Annotated in this window: 19 protein-coding genes; 6 read left to right on the forward strand and 13 right to left on the reverse strand. The window is 55.4% G+C overall.

Annotated features, from left to right (window positions below; genetic code table 11):
- Positions 1-18 precede the first annotated feature (18 nt).
- The 5 genes from tssC to BBB56_RS07705 form a co-directional block, all read right to left on the reverse strand.
- Entirely contained in the window at positions 19-1,566 is a 1,548-nt protein-coding gene (gene tssC, locus BBB56_RS07685; protein ID WP_123800566.1) for a type VI secretion system contractile sheath large subunit, read from the reverse strand.
- Between the two features lie 34 nt (positions 1,567-1,600).
- Positions 1,601-2,098 (reverse strand): type VI secretion system contractile sheath small subunit, encoded by a 498-nt coding sequence (gene tssB, locus BBB56_RS07690; protein WP_123800386.1) that lies wholly within the window; start codon positions 2,096-2,098, stop codon positions 1,601-1,603.
- Positions 2,099-3,123: 1,025 nt separating this feature from the next.
- Entirely contained in the window at positions 3,124-3,813 is a 690-nt protein-coding gene (tssL, locus tag BBB56_RS07695) for a type VI secretion system protein TssL, short form (protein ID WP_123800387.1), read from the reverse strand.
- Positions 3,814-3,817: 4 nt separating this feature from the next.
- Complete coding sequence (locus tag BBB56_RS07700) at positions 3,818-4,387, reverse strand: hypothetical protein (protein WP_123800388.1); 570 nt, start codon at positions 4,385-4,387, stop codon at positions 3,818-3,820.
- Positions 4,388-4,816: 429 nt separating this feature from the next.
- The gene (locus tag BBB56_RS07705) at positions 4,817-5,707 is read right to left on the reverse strand and encodes a helix-turn-helix domain-containing protein (protein ID WP_199756220.1); all 891 of its coding nucleotides are present in this window, start codon (positions 5,705-5,707) and stop codon (positions 4,817-4,819) included.
- 173 nt (positions 5,708-5,880) lie between these two features.
- Between BBB56_RS07705 and BBB56_RS07710 the strand changes: the two genes are divergently transcribed.
- Positions 5,881-6,780 (forward strand): DMT family transporter, encoded by a 900-nt coding sequence (locus BBB56_RS07710; protein ID WP_123800389.1) that lies wholly within the window; start codon positions 5,881-5,883, stop codon positions 6,778-6,780.
- 34 nt (positions 6,781-6,814) lie between these two features.
- On the opposite strand, the gene BBB56_RS07715 is transcribed toward BBB56_RS07710, so the two are convergent.
- Positions 6,815-7,051 carry a hypothetical protein gene (locus tag BBB56_RS07715; RefSeq protein ID WP_123800390.1) on the reverse strand — a complete coding sequence of 79 codons (237 nt, stop codon included), beginning with the start codon at positions 7,049-7,051 and terminating at the stop codon, positions 6,815-6,817.
- Positions 7,052-7,327: 276 nt separating this feature from the next.
- On the opposite strand from BBB56_RS07715, the gene BBB56_RS07720 reads away from it, so the two are divergent.
- Complete coding sequence (locus tag BBB56_RS07720) at positions 7,328-8,554, forward strand: L-lactate MFS transporter (RefSeq protein WP_123800391.1); 1,227 nt, start codon at positions 7,328-7,330, stop codon at positions 8,552-8,554.
- Positions 8,555-8,718: 164 nt separating this feature from the next.
- On the opposite strand, the gene BBB56_RS07725 is transcribed toward BBB56_RS07720, so the two are convergent.
- Positions 8,719-9,594, reverse strand: coding sequence for an SMP-30/gluconolactonase/LRE family protein (locus tag BBB56_RS07725; RefSeq protein WP_123800392.1), 876 nt, complete (start codon positions 9,592-9,594; stop codon positions 8,719-8,721).
- Positions 9,595-9,856: 262 nt separating this feature from the next.
- Between BBB56_RS07725 and BBB56_RS23920 the strand changes: the two genes are divergently transcribed.
- Positions 9,857-9,985, forward strand: coding sequence for a hypothetical protein (locus BBB56_RS23920; RefSeq protein WP_255420552.1), 129 nt, complete (start codon positions 9,857-9,859; stop codon positions 9,983-9,985).
- Positions 9,986-10,059: 74 nt separating this feature from the next.
- Here the strand turns inward: BBB56_RS23920 and BBB56_RS07730 are convergent, their stop codons facing one another.
- The 4 genes from BBB56_RS07730 to BBB56_RS07745 all read right to left on the reverse strand — a co-directional run bounded on the left by BBB56_RS07730 (position 10,060) and on the right by BBB56_RS07745 (position 12,645).
- Positions 10,060-10,341, reverse strand: a complete 282-nt coding sequence (locus BBB56_RS07730) for a hypothetical protein (protein ID WP_123800393.1) — start codon at positions 10,339-10,341, stop codon at positions 10,060-10,062.
- Positions 10,342-10,589: 248 nt separating this feature from the next.
- A complete protein-coding gene (locus tag BBB56_RS07735) occupies positions 10,590-11,390 on the reverse strand; it encodes a hypothetical protein (RefSeq protein WP_123800394.1) in 801 nt (266 codons plus the stop codon).
- A gap of 10 nt (positions 11,391-11,400) precedes the next feature.
- Positions 11,401-11,853, reverse strand: coding sequence for a universal stress protein (locus tag BBB56_RS07740; protein WP_123800395.1), 453 nt, complete (start codon positions 11,851-11,853; stop codon positions 11,401-11,403).
- A 6-nt stretch (positions 11,854-11,859) separates the two neighbouring features.
- Positions 11,860-12,645, reverse strand: coding sequence for an IclR family transcriptional regulator (locus tag BBB56_RS07745; RefSeq protein WP_123800396.1), 786 nt, complete (start codon positions 12,643-12,645; stop codon positions 11,860-11,862).
- A gap of 146 nt (positions 12,646-12,791) precedes the next feature.
- Between BBB56_RS07745 and BBB56_RS07750 the strand changes: the two genes are divergently transcribed.
- From BBB56_RS07750 to ypdK, 3 genes are all read left to right on the forward strand, one after another.
- Positions 12,792-14,393, forward strand: a complete 1,602-nt coding sequence (locus BBB56_RS07750; RefSeq protein ID WP_123800397.1) for an MFS transporter — start codon at positions 12,792-12,794, stop codon at positions 14,391-14,393.
- Positions 14,394-14,400: 7 nt separating this feature from the next.
- A complete protein-coding gene (locus tag BBB56_RS07755) occupies positions 14,401-15,429 on the forward strand; it encodes an HlyD family secretion protein (RefSeq protein WP_123800398.1) in 1,029 nt (342 codons plus the stop codon).
- Between the two features lie 200 nt (positions 15,430-15,629).
- On the forward strand, positions 15,630-15,701 hold the full coding sequence (ypdK, locus tag BBB56_RS23735) for a membrane protein YpdK (protein WP_006120362.1): 72 nt from the start codon (positions 15,630-15,632) through the stop codon (positions 15,699-15,701).
- A gap of 40 nt (positions 15,702-15,741) precedes the next feature.
- Here the strand turns inward: ypdK and alaC are convergent, their stop codons facing one another.
- Complete coding sequence (gene alaC, locus BBB56_RS07765; RefSeq protein ID WP_123800399.1) at positions 15,742-16,977, reverse strand: alanine transaminase; 1,236 nt, start codon at positions 16,975-16,977, stop codon at positions 15,742-15,744.
- Positions 16,978-17,099: 122 nt separating this feature from the next.
- Positions 17,100-17,624, reverse strand: a complete 525-nt coding sequence (locus tag BBB56_RS07770; protein WP_123800400.1) for a GNAT family N-acetyltransferase — start codon at positions 17,622-17,624, stop codon at positions 17,100-17,102.
- Positions 17,625-17,748: the final 124 nt, after the last annotated feature.

The following is a 17,748-nucleotide window of genomic DNA, read 5'->3' on the forward strand; positions in this document are numbered from 1 at the left end:
CCTGATTTCCCTCTCGCCTTACGATTTCGCCTTCGGCATTTGAGAAACCAGCGACAGGTTGACGTCCATGCCTTCTACCTGGAAATGCGGCACGGCGTAGAGCTTCACGCGGAAGAAACCGGGGTTGTCCTCAATGTCTTCCACCACCACTTTAGCGTCACGCAGCGGATGTGAAGCCTGAAGTTCATCGCCGGGATCGGTCATTTCGGTAACCAGACTACGCACCCAGGTGTTCAACTCCAGCTCCAGCAGACGGCGATCTTTGGTTGTGCCGATGTTTTCGCGCTGGATCAGCTCCAGATAGTGCGCGATGCGCGACAGCAGGAAGATATAAGGCAGGCGAGCATTGATACGGCTGTTGGCGGTCGCATCGGCGGTATCATACAGCGCCGGTTTCTGGGTGGAGTTAGCCGAGAAGAAGCACGCATAGTCACGGTTTTTGTAGTACGACAGAGGAATGAAGCCCAGATTCGCAAATTCAAACTCGCGGGTTTCCGGGATCATCACTTCAGACGGGATCTTCACCTGACTGCCGGTGCCCAGATCGTACAAATGGATAGGCAAGTCCTGAACGGCCCCCCCGGCCTGCGGCCCGCGGATCTGCACACACCAGCCGTTATGGATAAAGCTGCGCACCATATTGGACGCAAAGGCAAACGAGGCGTTGGTCCACAGGTACTTGTCATGATCCGGACCTTTCACTTCTTCAACGTAGTTAAAGCTGCGAACCGGGACGGTATCGGGACCATAAGGCAGGCGGCCCAGCACTCGCGGCATCACCAGACCGATATAGCGGGCGTCATCCGTCTCGCGGAAAGATTTCCACTTGATGTATTCGGCGCGGTCAAAGTAGTTACCGATGTCTTTAATGGCGGCCACATCCTCCATCGAATCCTTCAGGAAGAATTTCGGGCCAGCAGAACCGATAAATGGCATATGCGCAGCAGCAGACACCTTAGAGATGCTGCGCAGCAGAGCGACATCCTGAGCAGAAGCATCAAATTCGTAAGCGGAAATCAGGGCGGCAATCGGCTCTCCACCCGGAGTATCATACTCATCAATATAGGTGTGCTTATACAGTCCGCTCTGGATGATTTCCGGACTGTCTTCGAAGTCCTGACGCAGATCTTCTTTAGACATATCCAGCAACTCAACCTTCACGTTCTGGCGAAAATCGGTTTTGTCGACCAGAGATTTCACGCCGCGCCACAGACTTTCTACCGCCTGAAAGTCCTCATGGTGCATGACAGCGCCAAGCTGACAGCTAATCTGGTAGTCCAGCTCAGCGATATGATGGTCAATCAGATTCTTGTCGAGTTTTTCTACCTTTGAGCCCGATTTTTTCAGGCACTCCAGAAAGACCTGCATCCCGGCCGTTAAACGTTCATCCGCTGTCGCATCCGACATCGCCTGCGTGTCCTGCCAGATGTCCAGCGCGCTCAGCTCAGACACGGGATTCAGATTAATTTTTTCAAACAGGGAGGCGTAAACCCCGCCAGCGCCAGTACGTTCAAGCACCACGCTTTCGCCGCCGACGGCATTCTCATTTTTTACAGACATCAACATCATCCTTAATTAATCCGTTAAAAGATCGCGGCCGTTATGGCTGTTTTGGCGCCAGAGAGGCGAGCTCACTCCTGAGTTCTGCGCTCAATGCCGGGTCGAGCAGAATTTTTTCCAGCTCTTTACGGAAAGCCTGGTTATCCAGTAAATTCGCTTTCAGATCGCGAAGCAGATTGCGCATTGCCAGCATGGCTTTAAGCTGCGGGATCTGGCGAGCAACCTGTTCGGGCGTGAAATCTCTCATCTCCCGAAAAGTCAGACTGATATTTTCCTCGCTCCCGTCGTCTGCCAGCGTATTTTTAACCGCCAGGTCAACTTTTGGGGAATATTCAGCAAGCACGCTGTCGAAATTATTTTTATTAATATTTAATTTTTTCCTTTCTGAAAGCGGCGCATTTTCCTGACCATGACTAAAATCCCCTGTAACCAGTAACTTCAGCGGCAGTTCGGTCTTTTTGCTTGCGCCACCTGTATGTAAATCAAGTTTCAGGTTAATACGCGCCTTAGGTATTTCGCTTTGAAAGCTGTCAGCCATCACTCTGTCCCCTGTTTAATCACTGTTTCATATCCGTTGATTAGTTTAAGCAGCGAGATAATAGAGCAACAAACCTCACCCAATCAAATTTTCAGATCAAAAAAACGCAAATAGAAAATTCCTAAAAATTTCACATCAAATGACAATCTGAGTTATTTAATCAGACCAACTGGAATTACTGATTTTCTTTCCAGGGCAAGAAATATTTACCAGAAAAAATAATAAACCTGAAATTTTCACACGTTAATGCAACCACGTTGATTTAAATCAAGGCGGCTGCAATAGTTCGCAAAAGAAACTCCATGTATATTTTCATGAGATATTTAGATCTTCATGTAAATAAACAGTACGCGCAGTCCCAGGGCAATGCCTGCTGCTGAGCTACAACGCGCTGTTTTCACTGTGGATGCACATCCTTCAAATAATTCCCTGCGGCGGCGCTGTCAGGTTTATTGCCATGCGGACAGTCAGTCGATACGTCTTATTTCTTTATGAAAAGATTTGCGAAACAGGACCGCTGCTTCAAAGATCGTAACAGCATGTCATTATCAGCCATTAACCAGCTGCTATGGCGCGCCCGCTTTAACTCTGCGCAAGAACTGAAGCACCGGACATGTGCGGTTCCAGCCTAATTACAAAGGCTCGCTTTCGGCGGTAGCGCTGAAGATCCTATCCGACAGGGAAATTCGCGTTGCGCCAGCGCCTCGCGACCTGTGAAAAGATGAAATTCAACCTGCCAGCGATAGCCTGGCTGACCTTTTACTCTGGTTCAACCGGCGAATAGTCCTTTCGCGATATTATCATCTGCCGGAAAACAAGATCTGATACTCCCCTTACTCCGCTCAGGGATAAAGCATCCCATCTGACCAACGCAACATCTGACGACGTCTTTTCTGATAACGTTTTTTACTAGCGACACCTTACTCGCTAATGACGCTGCGGCGTTGTCTGCCTGGTTCCCTTCAACAACAGCAGAACAGTAAAGCGCACAAACAGCAGAGCCGATAAGGCGCGGCTGTAAAAATTCACCTCATCACTCCGACAGGCAATAGCGTAAATAGCATCTGCTCAAACCAGTAATCGAGTCCGGGCCAGAGTACGCACAGCAACATCAGCAGCACGCTAAGTCCCAGGCACGTCGGCCATGACGCCTCCAGACGCTCCCTGGTGTGTCCAGAGGTCAGGTTCGGCTGCGTCTGGCGATGAGTTAACGACATAACTCTTTCGCCTAGTTTTTTAACCAGCTTTCTGCGTCCCGGTTCGTCAAGCCTGCGATACTCTCCCAAAAAGCCCAGCAGCAGGACCCGATGAAAACAGCTCAGCACCGCGCTGTGAGCGGCGGGATCGCGCAAAACGTTACGCATCCGCTCGCACAGTTTATTTCCGGCGTCTCGGGTGCCAAGAAAGTGCTGCTGGAGCGGCAAGGCATACCATTGCCTCCAGGCGTCATCCCGCACGCTGCGCCCTTTTATTACTTCGTCCAGCAGTGCGCACTGCGCATAAAGAATATGCTGACAGCTGACGTCATCCAGCGCGGCCGATTTTAGCCGCGCCTGAACGCGCGCAATATCTGCCGCGCAACGCTCCCACAATATCCGCCCCTCGCCTTCTTTGAACTGCGGACCAGAACGTAGCCTGATCGCCTGTAGCCATATCTCCTGCATTAACCTGTCAATATTCGCGAAGGCGATAACTTCATTTTTGCTTTCATTCATGTTTTTAGTACCGCAAAGCATCTGGATTGCGTCTCATCCCGCCTGCCTGCGGCCGCCGGATGCGTCTGTCCGGGTATGAAATCGAGCATCGCCCCAGACAGGTGCGCCGAGTCAACTTCAGATAGTGCGGCGTCTGGAAGGCAAGTCGCTGATATAGCTGGCGGCAATTGCAAGCTGCCGCCTCGACGCCAGCAATAATTACGCATTTCGGCGTCACGCTCGGCAACAACGAGGTTACCAGCGACCTTAATAAGAGCCGTCGGTTGAAGAAGACTGCGGTCAAACCGTATAACCTTATCTTTAGCGCCTCTGCAATGGCGTCTGCTGCCCGTATATTTTTTGCTGACAGATTCGGCGTCGAAGAATATTCATAGAGGGCATTAACAGCATTATTTACAGGGGTATCAGGCTTGCCCGGCTGGAATAACCACGCCAGTTTCCCTGGCCGATGAAGGCACTTATCCCTCGCCTCCCTTCGCAAAAAGAGTGTTTTTTTCCGGGAGAAGAGAGCCGGCGGATGGGGGGTAACGAGGCTACAGGTTTTGGAAATTTTATAGTGCGAATTATTGCTCATTAGTCACTCCTTGATTTTATCGCTACAGACAGGTCCTGTTTATTACAGCAAGCGATAATAGATCAATAACCTTTCGTTGATCAAATAATCAGAGATTGACACTAAAAATACAATAAAACCAGAATTTTTCACCTGCCATTAACTCAGGTATCGTCTGTTTTTTCGACCGCAGACGCTGTCAAAAACCGCTTAATGACAATAACGCGGTCAGTTAACCTGACTCCAGAGGAATAAGTTTAGTCTTAACGCTAAGATTATAAATAATTGATAACGATCAATGCACTTTTCAAAGCAGATTTATCGGGATTGAAAAAATTAAGAATTATTAAAGAAGGAAATTAAAATACAAATAAAAAAGCAAAGGTGAAAAGTTTTTTTTACTCACTGGCGAAAAATAATTAAAAAAAGACAACATGCCACTATCGAGGATCACTCTCTCTGCCGGGATGATGTGGCGCGCTGGCTGCTTCGCCATGCCGAAGGCGACATGCCATTAATTTGCCTGAAGCGATTACTGAAATGGCTGGATGAATAAAACCCACAGCTCAGGGCGATGGTTGTTAACGACAGCGAGGCATCCGCTAGCATCTCCTTCGCCCGCAGCATGCGGCGGCGCATCACATACTGGTGCGGCGCCTCGCCGACCGAATGACGAAACATACGCGCAAAGTGAAATTCGCTCAGCGCCGCTTGCTGACTCAGCTGCGCCAGGGTTAATGGCTGATCGAGATGGGCCTCAATAAAGTCAGTCAGATGACGCAGCACGGCGGGAGACAGACCTCCCCGCACCTGCGGCGCGCGCCACTGTACATCACTGTAATGCTGTAACAGATGCGTCAACAGCAGCGTCGAGGCGCTGCTCAGCATCAGCTGGCTGGCAGGCTGCTGCCAGTCGCAGCTAAGCAAAAAGTGGCGGTAGAGCTGGGTAATGCGATCGTCGCTGGCAAAGACCTTCTCGTGCAGCTCCAGCTGAGCCGGGCTGCGATCCCATATCTCTTCGGCCATCTGGCGCAAATGCGCTTCGGTGCAGTAAAGATGCGCAAAAGAGAGATCGGAACGCAGATCCCAGGTGGACTCAATACCTGAGGGCATCAGACAGAAACGATCCGGTCCGCCGCCGTTGCGCCAGCCGTAAGGCGTTTTATGCCAGGTGTCGTAACCGTCGGCAATATAGAGGCTAAGGGTATGGTGGTTACTGAGATTGGTGACGCGATCGCCGCTGTTGAACCAGTGCGCCAGCTGAATGCCGTCGTTGAGCCGCGCGTGATGACGCAGCTGGGCTTTGTGACGTTGCAGCATATCAAAGGTCTGGTAATTCACGGGCGCTCTCCTGGTTACGGCTTCTCAGTGTAAAAAGAGCCGCACCAGGAGAACAGCGTTATCCGCCGCTGAGGAAAAAAAAGCGCAAGAATTTGCAAATGCGCCGCAGGCTGATGCAAGCGACACGCCTTAAGACGGGTAACACTCTGGTCTGAATAAGAAGGAGGCGTGTCATGAATCTTTGTTTGTATCTTTCGGTGGTCGCGATCTGGGGAACAACCTGGATTGCGATTTTTGCTCAGCAGGCAGCAAGCGGCGGCAGCGTGGGCGCAGCGGTATTCTGGCGATTCATCGTCGCGTCGCTGGTGATGCTGTTAATTCTGAAGGCGGTGAAACGCCTGCGCGCACTTAACGCGCGCGACCATTTCTTTTGTCTGCTACAGGGCTGCTGTGTCTTTGGCTTTAACTTTTTCTGTTTTTATCACGCGGCCGCGTGGATCAACAGCGGGCTGGAGTCGGTGATTTTTTCAATGGCGGTTCTCTATAACGCGCTGAACAGCTGGATTTTCTTCCGTCAGCGCCCCTCTGTGCGCCTGTTGCCTGCGACAGCGCTCGGCATCGGCGGCATCGTCGCGCTTTTCTGGCAGGAGCTGCATAACAGCGAAGCTTCCGTTACGCTGCTGTGGGGCATAGGGCTGAGCGCCCTGGGGACGCTGGGATTTTCGCTGGGCAATATGATCAGCCTGCGCCACCAGCGCCTGCAACGCGATGTGCTGACGACCAACAGCTACGCCATGCTGTATGGCGCGCTGGCTATGGCTCTGCTGACGCTGTCTCAGGGCGAGTCTTTGCAGCCCGTCTGGAACTGGCAATGGGCAGGCGCCCTCTGTTATCTGGCCATCTTCGGCTCGGTGATTGGCTTTGGCGCCTACTTCACGCTGGTGGGACGTATCGGCGCCAGTCAGGCGGCCTACAGCACGCTGCTGTTTCCACTGGTGGCGCTGGCACTGTCGACGCTTTATGAGGGATATCAGTGGCACGCCGAGGCGTTTTTAGGATTAACCATGATTCTGGCGGGAAATCTGGTGATGTTTGCGCGTCTGCCGGTATTAAGGCGGCGCGTGGCCGCGTAGCAAAGAGCGGGCCTGTGCCCGCTCCGCGTGAGCGTCATGCCCGGCGCTGCATAGCGGTTAGTTGATGGGGTTGATTGATGGCCTTTCGCGCAATCCAGTAAAGCAGCACGCGCTCATCGTCAGTATCCTGGTCGGCCATGGAGAGCAATTTCAATGCCAGCGTCGATTTCGTCACGGGCTGCTGCTCATCGCTAAGTTCAATCACTGCCTGACCGATGATGCAGCGGACTTCGTCCTCGCAGCTAAGGGATTCATATGCTCGGTCTTTCATATTTCCTCCTGTTTAGTGAACTCTAAGCCTGGCAAAAATTCTGCCATCCTGCCGTTAAAACGGCTCGCAGGACACATCTGCTTACCCCCTGTAACCAATTACTATCAGGTTGCTGAATTGGTCATAAATTAGCGAAGCGGTACAGGATGTTATTCATGCCCTGTGAATGGCATTTCATGACGTATTTCATCCCGTTCATGCCGTTTTTTACCGCGCGCGCGCAGCCGCGGCGTAATCTGGCCGCAGTTTCCAGATTCCCGAACGGGAGAGAACAATATGAACCAGTACACCGCCTCATCTTATCAACGCACACGCTGGCTAACCCTGGTCGGCACCATCATTACCCAGTTTGCGCTGGGTTCCGTTTATACCTGGAGTTTATTTAACGGTCAGCTGGCCCAGAAACTTGATGCGTCGGTCAGCCAGGTCGCTTTCTCTTTCGGGCTGTTAAGCCTGGGGCTGGCAATTGCTTCCTCGCTGGCGGGAAAATTACAGGAGCGTTTTGGCGTGCGTCGGGTCGCCATCGGCGCGGGCATTTTGATGGCGCTGGGCTTCTGGCTCACCGCCCACGCCAGCAACCTGATGCTGCTGTATCTTAGCGCGGGCATTATGGTCGGTCTGGCCGATGGCGCAGGCTATCTGATGACGCTGTCGAACTGTGTGAAATGGTTCCCGGAACGCAAAGGCGTGATCTCCGCCTGCGCCATTGGCGCTTACGGGCTGGGAAGTCTGGGCTTTAAATTCATCTGTGGCGCGCTGCTTAGCGCAGTAGGGCTGGAGCAGACCTTTATTATCTGGGGCCTGGCGGCCATGGGTATGATTATTTTCGGCGCGATGATGATGCGCGATGCGCCCGTGCAGCGCGCGGCCGGTCCGGCTTCGCAGCAGACGCGCGACTATACGCTGGCTGAATCAGTGCGACTGCCGCAATACTGGATGCTGGCCATGATGTTTCTGACGGCCTGTATGAGCGGACTTTATGTTATCGGCGTTGCCAAGGATATTGGCGAAGGTCTGGTGCATCTCAGCACGCAAACAGCAGCGAATGCCGTAACGGTGATTGCTATCGCCAATCTGAGCGGTCGTCTGGTGCTGGGCGTGCTGTCTGACAAAATGGCGCGTATTCGGGTAATTTCCCTGGCGCAGGTCGTATCGCTGACGGGAATGAGTATTCTGCTGTTCACCCGCATGAATGAAACGACATTTTTTATCTCGCTGGCCTGCGTTGCCTTTAGCTTCGGCGGCACCATTACCGTGTTCCCGTCGCTGGTGAGTGACTTCTTCGGTCTCAATAATCTGACCAAAAACTACGGTCTGCTCTATCTGGGCTTCGGTATCGGCAGCGTGCTTGGCTCGCTGGTGGCCTCGGTATTCGGCGGCTTCACCGTCACCTTTAGCCTGATCATGACGCTACTGGTGATGTCGCTGCTGCTGTCGCTCATCATCCGCCTGCCGCAGCGCGAGCCGCTGGCGGAGCAGGTGCTGCAACGTAGCGGAAGTTAATCGCTGGCTGGCGACGCGGCTGGAGAAGCGCCGCGTCTGAAACGCCAGCAAAGATGTTTAACTATGCTCCGGCTGCTGGCGCACCTCAGACATGAGGTGCGCGCTATGTTGTCTGTAGCCGGTTCGCCGTCGGCTCGCGTTTTCAGGATGGACCCGCTTTGCTTTTAGCCGGGGAAACAGGGTTCAGCGATGCCCGCGACATCCAGTTCAACCGCAAGCAGATCTCCCGACTGCGGATAACGAGCCAGCTCTTCAGGCGTGCGATCTTCACGCGAGCTGGTGATATAGAGAGTTTTCAGATCGGGACCGCCAAAGGCCACCATTGTCGGCCAGCGCACCGGCAGCGCTATCTCATCGACAATCTGCGCGCTGACGGGATCGATGCGCACAATACGGCCGCCGTCAAACTGTGCCGACCAGTAAAACCCTTCGCTATCCACCGCGGCGCCATCCGGCAATCCCCCTTTCGCGTCGAACTGACGGAAGCGTTCACGCGGACCGGGTTCGCCATTTTCATCCAGCGGATAGCGAAAGAGCACTTCATTGGGGGTATCGCTGTGGTACATCCAGCGGCGGTCGGGCGAAAACGCTACGCCGTTAGAAATTTTGATGTCGCGCGCCTTTACCTCAAGCTGCAATGAGGGCGTTACGCGACACAGCAACGCGCCATTCATATCCTGGGGTTCCCACAGACTGCCGCACCAGAAATTGCCCCAGGGATCCACGCGCCCGTCGTTAAAACGGCTTTTTGCCGCTTCGCCGGGGTTATCCGCGATTTTACGCTGCGGCCTGCCCTGCTCGTCCAGCAGCCAGACGCCGCTGCGCAACGCCGCTATCAGACCGCCCTGCTCGCGCAGGCCAATACAGCCCACCTCTTCCTGCTGCGGAAAAGTCTCCAGCGCGCCGCTGCGCGGATCGAAGCGGTGAATAGCGGGCGCAAGAATATCAACGCACCACAGCACCTGTTCGCGCACTGACCAGATTGGGCATTCTCCCAGCTCCGCCTGTAATGCCAGCACATTTTTCACTTCTCGCTTCATAATCTCTCCTTTTAATTACGCATCAGCATACTTTAGTTCGAATTTGCCGCGGCGGGTAAAAAGGTCACGCTTGATTTTCAGAATTATCTTGCCGATAATCACAGTTATTCAGTCTGTTCCGATAGGCTTATTTACCGGCAACACATTTCTGACTGGCGCTGAAATATCCGGTAATATCTCTCTAAATAACTCTACATTCAGTGCATCTTCGCTCCACTATTCCGGCGTAATGTCATACCCATCGGAAAAGAGGAGGCTTTCTTTGAAAAATATCGTTAAGGCTGCAACCGTGATTGCCGTTGTTTCTATGCTCAGCGGGTGCATTATCGACAGAGGACATGGCGGAGGATGGCATCACGGCGGCCACCATGGCTGGCATCACTACCGCTAAGGGCAAAGATTTCACACAGCATATATAAAAAATAAGGGCGGGATATTACCCGCCCATTTTATTGGCTTAACCCTTTAACTTTTTACGGAGTAGTTACACTGGAACCAGCCGGTTTTCAGTCCCGGAATATGACTGTCCTTAGGACTCAGCGCCTCGACTTTATCAAATCCCTTGCTGTTGCAATAACTGGCTAAATCCAGCTCCATCGCATCTTTATTTAATTTCTGCGGATCGTAGCGATATTGCACAGTATTTGAGCTGGGATCTTCATCGACCCGTTCAAATCCTCCCGGTTTGCTGACGCTACAGCCTGTCAACAATAACAGCGCCACCGCGCTGGTAATAAAGACTTTCATTTTGCTTCCTCACATTGTCGCGGCAGTGTAAGCGGCAGCGCAACGCGCTGCTATCGGACAACTGCCCGACTTCACATAACGTAACCAAGCTTTTACCGATTAAAGTGATATGACCAAACGGGTATCACTATCAAAACAGGGGTGAGATGATGCTTTCAGATAAAACAGCGTCTGCACCACACCAGGTGAAATTAAGAAGATAATCTGACCGCTATTTAGCCCGCACTGAGCGGGCTTTTTTTCGCCTGTCAGCCGGAGAGGGTTACCATTCTACGCAACAGATTGGCGGCGTTTTTGTCCGGCAATGCGAGAATGGTGCGATAGAGATCGACCGACATAGCGCACATCGAGGAGCGATCCACCGCCGTATCAGCGGGAAGGTTGAGCTGCTGAAGCTTGTCGCCCCATTTTTTATAGAGTCCAGCGACAATGCGCTGCAAATCCTGCTGCGCCTGCGGCTGATCCACTGGCAACTCCGGGCCGCGACTGGCCAGCAGCAGCTGCTCCATCGCTTCGGCTTCCCGCGTATTGAGCGAAGGCAGCGTCTTGACCAGATTCACTCCGCCGCTCACCTGTGGATAGAGAAAGCGAAAGCAGAGCTGCGGATCGCGTTTGCCGAGCGCCTGCATCACGTCAACCGAGACGCCAATATAGTTAACCACGGCGGCGTCAGGCGCGCGCATCAGGCGCTGATTGATCACATCCGCCAGCCAGCCGCGCAGCTCGCCCGCCGCCTGAGGCGGCGCTTCGCCCTGGCGCAGCCTGTGCTGTAACTCCTGTACCAGCAGCTGCCAGAGCGCGGGTTCCTGCGTTTGCAGCACGCGATACCCCGGCGTACTCGCCAGATAATCTGTCGCCGTCCTCTGCTGCGCAATGCGCTGCTGCTGCGGCTTTAGCCAGCTAAACCAGAGCAGATTGGCCAGCAGCAGCGGCAGCAGAAAGAGCACGACGCCCTGCCAGGCGCGCAGCCGGGTGGTTTTAATCAGCACCACAATAATAAGCGCCAGCAGGACAAAAGCTGCCAGCGTAACGATCCACAACGAGGTCATGCGAAGGCGTCTAATCCTTACGAACGTCGATCAGTACCGGACAGTGCGCGCGCTCAATCACCGCCGCGCTCACCGATCCTTTCAGCAGACGATTAAACGAGGAGAGATGACGCCGCCCCATAATGATCATGTGCGCGTTAAGCTGCTGTGACTGAGCGACAATGGTATCTGCGGCTTCTCCCGCGATAATCAGTCCGCGCGCGTCCACGCCTGCGCGCAGCAGCGGCGCCAGCGCGTGCCGCACCACCAGCTCGGCGGTATTTTGCTCATCCTGCGCGACGGCGAAATCTTCCGGATCTTCGCCAGCGGTAATATCAATTGGCTGGTTGCAGGAGGAGTAAGCGGGATCGACGCAGCACAGCACCACAACCTGCGCTTTATGCGCCAGCGCTTCATCAATTGCCGTTGCGATCACCTTTTCAGCAACCGGGGAATTATCAACAGCCATCAGCAGTGTTTTCATCAGAGTTTATCCTTCCACAGCGGCGTTTTTGCCGATTTCGCGTATAAGCGCCTCTTTGCACTTAAGCATTTCTTTCCGGTAAACCGCTTCATTTTTCTGAAAGCGGGACGCAGGCACCAGCAAAGAGACAGAGAAACGACCGAACAGCGTATCCAGCGCCACCGCCATTGTAGAGATGCCTTCCAGCGTTTCGCCGCGATCGTAGGAGATGCCGGTTTCGCGCACCTCCCGGATCAGCGCCATCAGCTGCGGCAGCGTTTTCACCGTTTTATCTGTTAGCTCGCGGTAGGCCTCCCCGACCATCACCCGCACGTCTTCGTCGCACTCCAGCGCCAGAAGCGCCCGACCGCCAGAGGTGCTGTAAAGCGGCAGATTCAGCCCCATGCGCGGCACGACGCGCAGTTCGCGCGAGGCGACCACGTAGTGAACGATAGCCAGCTGGGTGCCGCTGGCGCGTGAAAGAGAGACGGTTTCATTGGTTGCCGCGCACAGCGCTTCCAGCGCCGGCCGCATCAGATCGACGACGTCGGTATGAACGCTGGAGATAAGTTTCAGCAGCGCCGGGCCAAGACGCAAACCGCCCGCGCCGCTGCTGCGCACCAGCTGGGCGCTGTCGAGTGCGGCGACGATGCGCTGCACCGTTGAGCGCGGCAGATCCACCGCCTGCGCAATTTCACCGAGGCTCATACCGCCAGGATGCTCTCCCAGCGCGTTGAGAATGCTGGCCGCGCGCGCGATGACCTGAATACCGCCTGATTTTTCATCCTCGCGGCTGGATGGAAGTTTTGCCATGGGTCGTCCTTTTCAGCTGCCTTACTCTACCGCGAAAAAGGCACGATTTACAGCATGTACCACATTGCAATACAGCATACCGAAATGTAAAATCGCGACCTGTATCACATCGCAATACACTGCATCATAATAACGAGAAACCTGCTATGAACGCTCAGCCTGCCGCTGCGCCGGCGCCGCATCCTTTTACACTTCGCCTCGCGCTGGGACTGATCGGCGTGCTAATTGCCGCGCTGACCTCAGGACTTAACGATCGCGTAACTGACATTGCGTTGGCGGATATTCGCGCCGCTATCGGCGTCAGCTACGATCAGGGCAGCTGGATTGTCTCGGCCTATCAGGCAGCTGAAGTGGCCGCCATGATGATCGCCCCCTGGTTTGCCGTCACCTTTTCCCTGCGACGCTTTTCGCTGGCGGTCTCCGCCGGCTTTATGCTGTGCGGCATTCTGCTGCCGCTGGCGCCCTCGCCCGACAGCTTTATCGCGCTGCGCGTGGTGCAGGGACTGTTCGGCGGCGCGCTGCCGCCGATGCTGATGACCGTTGCGCTGCGCTTTCTGCCGCCGCCGCTTAAGCTTTATGGCCTGGGGGGCTATGCGCTGACGGCCACTTTTGGCCCCAATATGGCCGCCTCGCTGGCCGCGTTCTGGACCGACGAGGTCAGCTGGATGTTTGTATTCTGGCAGGTGGTCCCGCTGATGCTGCTGGCGATGCTGCTGTTCGGATGGGGGTTGCCGCAGGATCCGCTGCGCCTGGAGCGCTTTAAGCAGATCGATCTGTTCGGCATGCTCACCGGATGCAGCGGTATGGCGCTGCTGATACTGGCGCTGACGCAGGGCGAGCGCCTCGACTGGTTCGACTCGCCGCTGTTCGCCGGGATGTTACTGACCGCGCTGCCGCTGCTGGCGGTGTTTCTGATTAATGAATGGCTGCATCCGCTGCCGCTGTTTCGGCTACAGATGCTGTCGCGCCGCAACCTGACACACGGCCTGCTGGCGCTGGCGGCCGTGCTGATCGTCTCGCTTTCCGGCTCGGCGCTGCCGTCGGCTTACTTCGGTCAGGTGGAGGGATTCCGCACATTGCAGTTCGCGCCGCTGGCGCTCGCCGTTGGCCTGCCGCAGCTGCTGATTGCGCCGCTGGTGGCCGCGCTGCTGAATATTCGCTGGATCGACTGCCGCTGGGTGCTGGCGGCGGGCGTCGCCCTGCTGATATCCGCCTGCCTGCTTGGCTCGCAGATCACCAGCGACTGGGCGCGCCAGAATTTCTGGACGTTGCAGATCCTACAGGCGTTTGGTCAGCCGATGGTGATCCTGCCGATTCTGATGAGCGCCACCAGCGTGGTGGCGCCGCCAGAAGGTCCTTTTGCCTCGGCAATGTTCAATACCGTGCGCGGCTTCTCCAGCGTCGCGGCCTCGGTGCTGGTCGAGGTGTTTCTCAGCCACCGCGAAAAGATCCACTCCAACATTTTGCTGGACCAGGCCGCCAGCCGCCCGTGGCTGATGAGCGCGCCCAACAGCGCCGAAACCAGCGCCCGCTATCCGCTGCTGACCGACGGTAGCGTCAGCAGCAGCGAAAACCTGAGCGGCTTCGCCACGCTGGTGAAGCATCAGGCGACGGTGCTGAGCCTGAGCGACAGCTGGCTGCTGCTGATCGCCTTTGCCGCGCTGCTGCTGCTGCTTACGGCCTGGCTGCCGAAGCGCGTCTGGCCGCCGCAAACCCTGATTCAACCTGCCTCTTCGACATCGAGATAATAAGATTATGCGTGCTTTAGTAATGAGAAAAACCGTGCTGCTGAGCCTGTTGCTGCTGGTTTTGCTGGCAATGGCCTTTTTTATCTGGTCAGCCATGACCGGCAACGACCACCGCACCAACGACGCTTACGTCAACGCGGATTACACGCTGGTGGCGCCAAAAGTTTCCGGCTACATCGCCGAAGTAAAAGTACAGGATAACCAGCAGGTCAAAGCGGGTGACGTGCTGGCGACGCTGGATGACCGCGACTACCGCGTCGCGCTGGAGAGCGCCGAGGCGGATTTGCAGGTCAGCCAGGCGAAGCTGTTGAGCAGCCAGGCGCAGCTTGAACAGCAGCAGTCGGCCATCGAGCAGTCAAAAGCGACGCTGGCGGCGAATCAGGCGACCGCACAGTATGCCGGTCAGAGCGCCGAGCGCTACAACCGTCTGTATAAAAGCGGCACCATTGCGGCCGACGATCAGCAAAAAGCCAGCTCAACGCAGCGCTCCGCCGCCGCCGCCGTGCGTCAGAGCCAGGCCGCCGTGGTCTCTGCGGTGAAGGAGATCGGGGTATTGCAGGCGGCGATTCGCCAGGCGCAGGCTGATGTCGCGGCCGCGCAGGCCAGCGTGGATCAGGCGCGTCTGAATCTCTCCTATACGCGTATCCTTGCGCCGGTAGACGGCATGGTCGGTCAGCGCGCGGTGCGCGTCGGCGCTTATGTCTCCGCCGGCACGCGACTGCTGGCGGTTGTTCCGCTACAGCAAACCTATATCACTGCGAATTTTCTGGAGACGCAGCTCAGCGACGTTCGTCAGGGACAGCGGGTCCGCGTCACGGTCGATGCGCTGCCGGGCAAGCGCTTTAACGGACATGTCGACAGCATCGCCCCTGCCACCGGCGCGACCTTTTCAGCTATTTCGCCTGACAATGCGACGGGTAACTATACTAAGGTCGTCCAGCGGCTTCCGGTGAAAATTGTGCTGGACAGGGACCAGCCCGATCTGTCGCAGCTGCGGGTTGGCATGTCGGCGATTCCAGAGATTGAAGTGCCGTAAAAATGTGATGCTTCTCTCAGGCTGGGACTATTTATTTTAGGATCGATTACGCGTAAATTAGCGCTCGATCCTGTTCTGAGTTACTCAGAACGACCTGAGAAAATGCCTGAGGCGATGATGACCTGATGCTTTTTTCTCATTCTGTTCGTGTTGCGCTGGTCTGGGATCGCTATCGTCGTAACCGCTCAGAGGAGTTGTCTGTGAAATACGCCTTGATGGGAATCTCTTTCTTTGTGCTGCTCTGGGTCGGCACATTTGTGCTGATGCTGTAGCGTTAGCCTGGGGCGACAGCGCTGTCGCCCCCGCTTAACCTTATTCCGCCTCTTCCACCGCTTTTACGCTGCCCGGCAAAATACCGTCCGCGCGGAACATGGCTTTAATCCCTCGCACCGCCTGACGAATGCGATCGCTGTTTTCTATCAGCGCGAAGCGCACATGCGTATCGCCGTAATCGCCAAAGCCGATGCCCGGCGACACGCACACCTTCGCTTCCTGAAGCAGCTTTTTCGCAAACTCCAGCGAACCGAGGTGGGCGTAATGATCCGGGATTTTCGCCCAGACGTACATAGAGGCTTTGGGGTTATCCACCATCCAGCCCGCCTCATGCAGCCCTTTTACCAGCACGTCGCGGCGACGCTTGTACTGCTCGGCAATATCGCGCACGCACTGCTGATCCCCTTCCAGGGCCGCAATCGCCGCCACCTGCAAAGGCGTAAAGGTGCCGTAGTCGTGGTAGCTTTTAATGCGCGCCAGCGCGGAGACCAGCTCTTTGTTGCCAACCATAAAGCCAATGCGCCAGCCCGCCATGTTATAGCTTTTCGACAGGGTAAAAAATTCGACCGCCACATCGCGCGCGCCGGGCACCTGCATAATCGACGGAGCTTTCCAGCCGTCATAGACGATGTCGGCATAGGCAAGATCGTGGATGACCAGCACGTTGTACTGTTTTGCCAGCGCAATCACCCGTTCGAAAAAGTCCAGTTCGACGCACTGGGCGGTGGGATTAGAGGGAAAGCCGAGGATCATCATTTTCGGTTTCGGGTAGCTTTCGCGAATGGCGCGCTCCAGCTCGGCGAAGAAATCCACGCCCGCCACCAGCGGCACCGAACGCACCTGCGCCCCGGCGATCACCGCGCCGTAAATATGAATCGGATAGCTGGGATTCGGCACCAGCACCGTATCGCCGTGATCCAGCGTCGCCAGCATCAGATGCGCCAGCCCCTCTTTCGAACCAATAGTGACGATGGCTTCAGATTCGGGATCGATTTCGACCTGGTAACGCTCAGCGTACCAGCGTGAAATCGCGCGACGTAAACGCGGAATGCCGCGTGACGTCGAGTAGCCGTGCGTATCTTCACGCTGCGCCACCTGACAGAGCTTTTCCACGATATGCGGCGGCGTCGCGCCATCAGGATTACCCATTGAGAGATCGATGATGTCTTCGCCGCGCCGACGCGCAGCCATCTTCAGCTCAGCGGTAATATTAAAGACATAGGGAGGAAGGCGATCGATACGCGAGAAACGACGGGGTGTGCTGTTGTCAGCCATAATGTCCTCTTGAATACGTAAGCGCCCGGACCGTCCGAGCGACGCAGGTCACCACCAGTGTGACCGAAAAAAGACCATAGCGTGCCGATGACAAACTTGTCGAGATGCAGAAGAAAATTTTTTTAATTTTCCGGATTCAGGCGACCAAACACCCAGTCGTTCACCCATTGTCCTTTCAGCAGATAATTATCCCGCAGCGTTCCTTCCAGCGCGTACCCGTTCTTTTCAAGAATACGGCGCGACGCCTGATTCCCTTCGACCACCAGCGCTTTCAGTTTGTGAAAGCCAGCCGACAGCAGAAAATCGCTCAGGCCGGCCAGCGCCTCGCTGCCGTAGCCTTTGCCGCAGTGGCGATGCAGCAGCATATAGCCGACCTCCGCCTGACGATAAGGCTCCCATTCCGGACTACAGCCAAACAGCCCGATCGGCTCGCCGCTGTCGCGCAGGCGCGCCACCACGCACAGCATATGAAAACTGGTCACCTGCCAGGGCGCGAGCCGCTCGTTAAAACGCTGGCGTAAATCATCTTCATCGGGAATGTCGCCTACCCAGGTCATGGTCGCGGCATCTTCATGGACAGCGCGAAACAGCAGCCAGTCTTCCGGCTGGAGCGTCTTCAGGGTAAGACGGGGCGTAATTAACTGCATGAACAGACTCCGGGCGGACGCCATAACGGCTGTGAAAACATACCAAACTCGTTTGCTGCTCACCAGTGCATAGCCAGCAAAAAAGCCTTCCCCATTTTCGCACTCAGGTTTCCTCTTTTTTATC

Source organism: Candidatus Pantoea deserta (genome assembly GCF_003813865.1).
Classification (GTDB): domain Bacteria; phylum Pseudomonadota; class Gammaproteobacteria; order Enterobacterales; family Enterobacteriaceae; genus Pantoea; species Pantoea deserta.

Bases quoted from the DNA above. Each gene is read 5' to 3' on its own strand.
- BBB56_RS07745 (WP_123800396.1), bottom strand. From the start codon at position 12,645: ATGGCAAAACTTCCATCCAGCCGCGAGGATGAAAAATCAGGCGGTATT.
- BBB56_RS07700 (WP_123800388.1), bottom strand. From the start codon at position 4,387: ATGAGCAATAATTCGCACTATAAAATTTCCAAAACCTGTAGCCTCGTT.
- BBB56_RS07735 (WP_123800394.1), bottom strand. From the start codon at position 11,390: ATGACCTCGTTGTGGATCGTTACGCTGGCAGCTTTTGTCCTGCTGGCG.
- BBB56_RS07710 (WP_123800389.1), top strand. From the start codon at position 5,881: ATGAATCTTTGTTTGTATCTTTCGGTGGTCGCGATCTGGGGAACAACC.
- BBB56_RS07750 (WP_123800397.1), top strand. From the start codon at position 12,792: ATGAACGCTCAGCCTGCCGCTGCGCCGGCGCCGCATCCTTTTACACTT.
- BBB56_RS07770 (WP_123800400.1), bottom strand. From the start codon at position 17,624: ATGCAGTTAATTACGCCCCGTCTTACCCTGAAGACGCTCCAGCCGGAA.
- alaC (WP_123800399.1), bottom strand. From the start codon at position 16,977: ATGGCTGACAACAGCACACCCCGTCGTTTCTCGCGTATCGATCGCCTT.
- tssB (WP_123800386.1), bottom strand. From the start codon at position 2,098: ATGGCTGACAGCTTTCAAAGCGAAATACCTAAGGCGCGTATTAACCTG.
- BBB56_RS07720 (WP_123800391.1), top strand. From the start codon at position 7,328: ATGAACCAGTACACCGCCTCATCTTATCAACGCACACGCTGGCTAACC.
- tssL (WP_123800387.1), bottom strand. From the start codon at position 3,813: ATGAATGAAAGCAAAAATGAAGTTATCGCCTTCGCGAATATTGACAGG.
- BBB56_RS07715 (WP_123800390.1), bottom strand. From the start codon at position 7,051: ATGAAAGACCGAGCATATGAATCCCTTAGCTGCGAGGACGAAGTCCGC.
- BBB56_RS07740 (WP_123800395.1), bottom strand. From the start codon at position 11,853: ATGAAAACACTGCTGATGGCTGTTGATAATTCCCCGGTTGCTGAAAAG.
- BBB56_RS07730 (WP_123800393.1), bottom strand. From the start codon at position 10,341: ATGAAAGTCTTTATTACCAGCGCGGTGGCGCTGTTATTGTTGACAGGC.
- BBB56_RS07755 (WP_123800398.1), top strand. From the start codon at position 14,401: ATGCGTGCTTTAGTAATGAGAAAAACCGTGCTGCTGAGCCTGTTGCTG.
- tssC (WP_123800566.1), bottom strand. From the start codon at position 1,566: ATGTTGATGTCTGTAAAAAATGAGAATGCCGTCGGCGGCGAAAGCGTG.
- BBB56_RS07725 (WP_123800392.1), bottom strand. From the start codon at position 9,594: ATGAAGCGAGAAGTGAAAAATGTGCTGGCATTACAGGCGGAGCTGGGA.